This window comes from Streptomyces sp. cmx-18-6, assembly GCF_046548915.1.
GTDB lineage: Bacteria > Actinomycetota > Actinomycetes > Streptomycetales > Streptomycetaceae > Streptomyces.
This window is the reverse complement of record NZ_JAEBEP010000016.1, coordinates 155,224-161,759: the sequence shown is the minus strand read 5'-3', so window position 1 is coordinate 161,759 and position 6,536 is coordinate 155,224. Positions and strand designations below refer to the sequence as shown.

Annotated in this window: 5 protein-coding genes and 1 pseudogene; 2 read left to right on the top strand and 4 right to left on the bottom strand. The window is 69.7% G+C overall.

What is annotated here, in order from left to right; all coding sequences use genetic code 11:
- Positions 1 to 448: 448 nt before the first annotated feature.
- Complete coding sequence (locus tag ACLJPL_RS29970) at positions 449 to 1,072, bottom strand: TOPRIM nucleotidyl transferase/hydrolase domain-containing protein (protein ID WP_411084082.1); 624 nt, start codon at positions 1,070 to 1,072, stop codon at positions 449 to 451.
- 210 nt (positions 1,073 to 1,282) lie between these two features.
- Here ACLJPL_RS29970 and ACLJPL_RS29965 point away from each other — a divergent pair, with 210 nt between their 5' ends.
- A complete protein-coding gene (locus ACLJPL_RS29965; RefSeq protein ID WP_411084081.1) occupies positions 1,283 to 2,014 on the top strand; it encodes an SMI1/KNR4 family protein in 732 nt (243 codons plus the stop codon).
- 65 nt (positions 2,015 to 2,079) lie between these two features.
- On the opposite strand, the gene istB is transcribed toward ACLJPL_RS29965, so the two are convergent.
- The 3 genes and pseudogenes from istB to ACLJPL_RS29950 all read right to left on the bottom strand — a co-directional run bounded on the left by istB (position 2,080) and on the right by ACLJPL_RS29950 (position 5,634).
- On the bottom strand, positions 2,080 to 2,877 hold the full coding sequence (gene istB / locus ACLJPL_RS29960; protein WP_411084080.1) for an IS21-like element helper ATPase IstB: 798 nt from the start codon (positions 2,875 to 2,877) through the stop codon (positions 2,080 to 2,082).
- Positions 2,878 to 2,889: 12 nt separating this feature from the next.
- Positions 2,890 to 4,511 (bottom strand): annotated as a pseudogene (gene istA, locus ACLJPL_RS29955) (IS21 family transposase).
- A 256-nt stretch (positions 4,512 to 4,767) separates the two neighbouring features.
- Positions 4,768 to 5,634, bottom strand: a complete 867-nt coding sequence (locus tag ACLJPL_RS29950; RefSeq protein ID WP_411084079.1) for a class I SAM-dependent methyltransferase — start codon at positions 5,632 to 5,634, stop codon at positions 4,768 to 4,770.
- 152 nt (positions 5,635 to 5,786) lie between these two features.
- On the opposite strand from ACLJPL_RS29950, the gene ACLJPL_RS29945 reads away from it, so the two are divergent.
- Positions 5,787 to 6,371 carry a TetR/AcrR family transcriptional regulator gene (locus tag ACLJPL_RS29945; RefSeq protein ID WP_411084078.1) on the top strand — a complete coding sequence of 195 codons (585 nt, stop codon included), beginning with the start codon at positions 5,787 to 5,789 and terminating at the stop codon, positions 6,369 to 6,371.
- The last annotated feature ends 165 nt before the right edge of the window (positions 6,372 to 6,536 follow it).

The window sequence follows — 6,536 nt, the reverse complement described above, 5'->3', positions numbered from 1 at the left end:
CTCAGGTTGTCATCGTGCCTTACGGCCGAATCACATGATCACGCGGACGTCGTCCAGCTGTCCTGCGAACACGAAAACCCGTGGTCAGCCAAGGGGCCAACCACAGGCAGAGGTTAAAGAACAAGCTCAGCGACGCCGTCCGCCTTGAGCCCTCCGCCGCTTTCCGCGCCCGTCGTGCAGCCCGCCCCTCCGACAAGCACGACCGCTGCCACCGCCAGAGCCCCTGACCACGCCCGCGCCTTCGGCTTCGCGCCCATCCCCGCACCCCGTTTCTCCCCGGTCTTCCCCAGGCCGTTCCAGCCGTCCGGCACTACGACGTGGCACCCTCTGTACGGGTTCCCCTCCCCCCGTTCGGGTTCGCGTCGGGCACGGCCGGTGGGCCGGCCCGTTCTCCGGAGCCGTGCAGTTCGATCCGTGCGGCCAGACCCCGGGGTGTGGCGCGCTGGATTCAGAGGACGGCGAGCAGGTCGTCGAGGGGGGCGGGTACGCGGTCGGCGTCGAGGGCTTCGACCAGGACGCGGCCGTACTGGATCTTGCGCCCCTTCTTCGTACCGAGGAAGCGCCGCAACTGCTGCTCGGGCGAACGGCCTTGCTGGGCGGGCTGGCGCAGGAAGATCCGGAGGGGGCGCAGGTCGCCCTCCGCCTGGATCAGCTCCTCCACCCGTGGCACGCCCAGGGCGCGGATGAGCTCTTCCTCCAGATCGGCCGCGCAGACGAAGAACTCCTGCTTCCCCGTCGCACCGGCCCGCTCCCAGCCTCGGGCGTAGTAGCCGCTCTCCCGCTCGTCGCACAGGCCGGTGAGGCGGAGGCCCAGGCCGGAGGGCCCGAGGAGGCCGGCGAAGCGGCCGACGCTCATCGCGCCGCCCATCGGCAGGACGCACACGCCCTCGGCGGCCAGGTCCCGGCCCCGGCCCTCGGCCAGGGCGTTGACCGCTGCGGCGTCGCTCAGCCCTTCAAGGAGGACGGCGGTCCGGACGGGGAGTCGCGGGGCCAGCTCCCGGGCGGGCTCACCGGGCGCACCGGCCGCCCACGCGGTGACCGCCTCGCGGAACGCCCCCATGTCAGCACCCATGGGACGAGTCTCCGCCCTTTCCGGCCGGGGCGGTATCCCATTTTGGCTTCGTAGGTGATGACGAAGAGCGTTTGATGCCGAGTTGCGGCAGCGGATGTTGATCTAGCCGAGTGGAAATGTCACTGAGTTCCGAGAGCACCAGTACCGGCGTGTCTACCGCTCTGTGCAGGTGCCCGAGGGCTGCGTGGGTGGAGCCGATATCGTCCTGGCATGACACGTGAGTTCGATATGGTGCGGTCGCTCGCTGCGGGTGTTGAAGGCCGCAGGGGCGCCTGGGAGTTCATCCGCGGGTTCGTTGCGAACTGGTCGGAGGCGCTCGGTGATGACGACGGCTGGGGCGAGGCGGATCTCGTGGCCGCGGAGGAGAGGCTCGGCTTCCGGCTGCCACTGGCGCTTCGAGAGGCGTATCTGCTGCTCGGCCGCCGTCAGGACCTGACCAGCAACCATGACGTCCTGCTCAGCCCGTCAGAGCTGTATGTGGACGAGGCTAAGGAAGCTCTGGTCTTCCGGCATGAGAACCAGGGGGCCTGTTCCTGGGGGATCCTCCTCGATGAGGTGGTGGACGAAGACCCTGTCGTGTTCATCAGGGCCGACTTGGCTGACAAGGCTGCCGAACGCTGGGAGAGCTGGCTGGAGCGGCTGTCCCTGTGCTTCATCGAGATCGTGCTGTCGGAATCCCTGCAGGCCGAAGGCGAGCTCTGCGACTTCCTGAGCGACTTCGACGACTACGGCGTTGATCTGCTGGAACAGAACTGCACTCGGCTGCCGTTCCCGGCCTATCCGATGGGCGAGGAGGAGCACGCCATCCGTTGGTTCCTGGGCCATGACGTGCTTCTGCGTGACGACGACGGCATGGCTCTGCTGGCCCGTGGCCGCACCGAACCAGCCCTCGACGGAATACGTGACCTGCTCCCGGGCGACTGGCTGAACGACTTCCGGTAGATCATGTTCCGACCTTCTGCCAGCCGCCCGGCGCCCCGTGGTCGCGCTCGCTCGTCTGTGGGGAGTCAGCCGGCCGCAGCCTGCTGCTCTGCGCGGGCGCGGGTGGTGGCGAGGCGGTAGGAGTCGGTGCCGGTCTCGATGATGTTGCCGCCGAAGGTGAGGCGGTCGACGATCGCAGCGCAAAGACGCGGGTCGGTGAAGGTCTTCGTCCAGCCGGAGAACGACTCGTTCGAGGCGATGGCCACGCTGTTCTTTTCCTCCCGTTCGGTCAAAACCTGGAAGAGGAGTTCGGCGCCGCGGCGGTCGAGTTCCATGTAGCCGAGCTCGTCAATACACAAAAGATCGACGCGGCCGTAGCGGGCGATGGTCTTGGTCAGTTGCTTCTCGTCGGCGGCCTCGACGAGCTCGTTGACCAGCTTCGTCGCCAGCACGTACTTGACCCGGTAGCCGGCCATCGCGGCTTCGGTGCCGAGCGCGATCAGCAGGTGGGACTTGCCGGTGCCGGAGTCGCCGATGAGGCAGAGCGGCAGGCTCTTCTTGATCCACTCGCACTTGGCGAGGGTGTGAATCAAGGCCGCGTCGATGTTCGGGTTGGCGTCGAAGTCGAACTTGCGAAGCGACTTGTCGCGGGGGAAGCCGGCGGCCTTGATCCGTCGTTCGGAGCGTCGTCGGGCCCGATCGTCGCACTCGGCCAGGAGGAGCTCGGCGAGGAAGCCGAGGTAGGACATCTGCTCGCGGCCGGCGGTCTCGGCGAGCTCGGGGAACTGGTTGCGGATGGTGGGAAGCCGCAGCATCCGGCATGCCTGGTCGACCGCTGCGGTGGCGGCCTGCTCGGTGAGTCCTCGCTGGCGAGGGAAGGTCACGGTCGTTCTCCTTCAGGGGGTGGGGCGGTCCGGCCGACGCAGTCGCAGCAACTGGTCGTAGTGGGCAACCGAGGGAAGTGGCCGCTTGTCGGGTGGCAGGCGGGCCAGGCGGCGGGAGGTTAGGGACGTGACATTGGACCGGCTGGCTGTGGGCGGCACAGGTTCCTCTTGGGCATGGCCGTCCTCCTCCGCTGCCTTACGGGCTTCAAGTGCGACGGCGTCCGCGGTCAGTGCGCCCGTCTTCAGGGCCGCCGCGAGGCCGGTGACCAGGTGTTCGTGGGGCAGGTGGCGGCCGAGAAGGAGGACTTCGATCAGCGCGCGGGTGCCGTCGCGTTCGCCGTGGGCCTTGACTGCCGCCGCCCACCAGGCGTCATGGACCGGGGTGAATCTGCCTGCGGATCGGGCCTGATCGAGGGCGGTCGCTCCCGGCAGGGCACCGGGCTTGCGCACGAGTGCCTCCAGGTAGTGGTCCAGGTCGAGGCGGCAGCCCGCCCTTGGCAATCAGCCGTTCGTGCCGGGCGACTTCCTCGCGGCCGTCGTGGACCACCAGCTCGGAGGCATGCAGCATCGCGCGGACGGTCCGGCCGATCAGCCGCACTGGCACCGAGTAGCGGTTGGTGCGGACGCTGATCTGGCTGTAGCGGTCAACCCGCAGGGTGAAGAGCCGGCCCGTCTCGAACGGCTCGTCCGGCAACGGGCCCAACAGCGGCCGCTCAGCTGTGAAGTACTCGCCGATCGTCCGGGGCCGCGACCGGATCCGCCGGGCATCGTCCTCCTCGTCCCACCGCTCGATCATCTCGTTGAGCTCGGCAAGCGTGGCGCCCTCCGGAACAGGAACGAGGTGATTCCGGCGGAACCAGCCGATCTGGCCCTCGACCCCCGCCCTTCTCGTGGGCGCCGCGGATTCCAGGTTGGCAGTAAAGAGCCTCCAGGCCGTAGTGCGAGCGGAACGCGGTCCACCGCTCGGCCTCCACCCGCTGCCGCGAGAAGCCCAACACCTGGGCGACGGCGGCTCTAAGGTTGTCGTAGCGGACCTTCGAGGTCGGCACTCCGCCCAGCACGTTGAGAGCGTGGACGTGGCCCTCGAAGAACGCCTCCTGCCCGGCCGACGCGAAGATCCGATGCACGGCCTTGCCCGAGTAGGACAGCCGGAACGCGAACAGGTAGCAGGTCACCAGCTCGCCGGCCAACCTCACGGTCACGTCGCCGAAGTCGACCTCCGCCTCGGCTCCGGGCTTGTGGGTCTGCGGGACGAACGCCTCCACCACACCCCGGCCGGCCTGGACCCTGATCTCCTCACGGCGCGTAGCAACGTAGCCGCGGACCATCTGGTACGAGATTTCGTCCGCGCCGTGCTCATCCAGCAGCCGCTCAAAGATCCGCTTCACCGTGTGCCGCTGCTTGCGCGGCGCGTCCAGGTCCGCCCGCAGCATCTGGTCGATCAACGGCTTGAACGGATCCAGCCGGGTCGCCCTCGGCGGAAGCTGCTTCCTAGGCTCCGGCCAGGCCGACGACAACGCCTTCTGCACCGTCAGGAACCCGACGCCGTACTGCCGCTGGAGAGCACGGTTCGACAGGCCCTGACGCGAATCACGGCGGATCGCCGCGTACAGATCGACCTTGGACTTCGGCAGCACCCCGGCCCCCTCGTCGTGCAGAGCACAACCATGGTCCCGAAGCAAGCATCCAGGTGCTCTCAAAACTCAGCGATATCACTCTCCCGTGGAAGAGCCTGCTCTTGGCGCCGGGCAACAGGTGCTCTCGTAACTCACCAACAAAGCCACCCATTTCCGCTGTGGTGGTGGGGGGCCGTCCCATGGAGCTGCCGGCACCGGGGTGCCCGCGTGAAGGGACGGCCCGGCCGTGGCCCGAGAACGCGTACCCGCCGGTCTAGGACCTGCCCGATGGGGCGGCCGGGCGATCTGCCGTGACCAGCCACGACGTGCTGCGCAGCCGGACCGTGCCGTCCGCCGCCTCGTGGTCGCGCAGGTGTTCCGTCAGGGTGCGGCGGGCGCGGGTCCGTGCGGCCGCGTCGGCCTGCTCCATCAGGTGGCGGCCGGGGCCCGTTCCCAGCAGGAAACCCGCCGCGTCCTGGGCCCCGCGTCCCCATGCCCCGTACGTCTGCGCGTGGTTGACGGTGATGCCGGTGAACCCGGCCGCGGTGAGGACGTCACGGATGTGGTCCGGGGCGGCCAGGGAGAACATGCCGGGCAGTCCCGGCTTTCCGAAGTCACCGACCGGCAGGAAGGCGCGCAGTGCCGCCATCGCCACCACCCAGCCGTTGAGCATGGCGTCGGCCGGGCAGACGAACGCCAGGCGGCCTCCGGGGCGCAGGGCCCGGCCGACGTTGCCGAAGGCCGCTACGGGGTCGGCGTAGAACATCACCCCGTATCGGCTGATCGCCGCGTCGAACGCGCCGGGCTCGAAGGGGTGGACCTGCGCGTCGCCCCGCGTGAAGGAGACGTTGGTGATCCCGTCCTTCTCCGCGCGGGCCCGCGCCTCGGCCAGCATCGGGCCGGACAGGTCGAGGCCCAGCGCGCTCCCCCGAGGCGCCCGCAGCGCGGCGAGGCGCGTGGTCTGCCCGGAGCCGCAGCCGAGGTCGAGGGTCCGATGAGCGGCGGTTATGCCGGCGGCTTCGAGCAGCGGTTCGTTGAAGCCCTCGTTCACGGCGTTCCAGCGGTCCTCGTTGCGCGCCCAGTGGACGCCTTCGGGGCCGTTCCATGCGGTTGCCTGCTCGGTGTTGACGATGTCCGACACGGGCGTCTCCTGAGGTGGGACGGAGGAATGGGCGCTTGCCCAAACAGTATGGGCGCGTGCCCAAATAGGCAATCGCCGCTACGATCGAACGCCGCTACGATCGAAGAGGTCCGCCCCCTGTGGGCGATGGCGGCAGAACGGAAGCGAGGCCCATGTCACCGCGCGGAGTGGCGACGCCCGACGTGCGCGAGCGGCTGTTCGCGGCCGCCGAGCGCGTGGTGGAAAGGGACGGCCCCGGCGCGCTCACCAGCCGGTCCGTCACCACCGAGGCGGGCTGCGCCAAGGGGCTGCTGCACGCGCACTTCGCAGGGTTCGACGAATTCGTGGCCGAGCTCTGCCTCGACCGGTTCGCACGGACGGCGGAGAAGGCGCGGGCGCTGGCGGTCCTCGCCGGGCAGGGCACGGTGGCGGGGAACCTCGACGCGGTCGTCCTCGCCCTGTTCGACTCCGGCGGCCCCGCCGTGTCGGGCCTGGCCATGACCCGCCCCGCGGCCGCGTCGCGCATCCGGGAGGCCCTCCAGGACGGGGCGCCGGGCTTCTCCGCGATCCAGGAGGCCGTCACCGGCTATCTGGAGGCCGAGCAGGGGCTCGGCAGGGTGGCGGAGGCGATCGACCCGAGCACCGTGGCCCTCGCGATCGTGGGTACCGCCCACCACCTCCTGATGACCGGCTGGCCCGGCACGCCCGACCCACGGCCGGCCATGACGCGCCTGGTGGCGTCGCTGGTGGACGGCTAGGGACTGTCCGGCGGGTCAGGCGTCGAAGGCGGCGGCCGAGAACCGCGCCGGGACGTGGCCGCGCCCCCGGGAGCGGCTTCGGCCCACCGGCTGCTGATCGCGCCACTGGGACGACCCGCCTGCCGGTTCCGCCGATCGACGTCGAAGCCTGCCCGGCAGAAACGG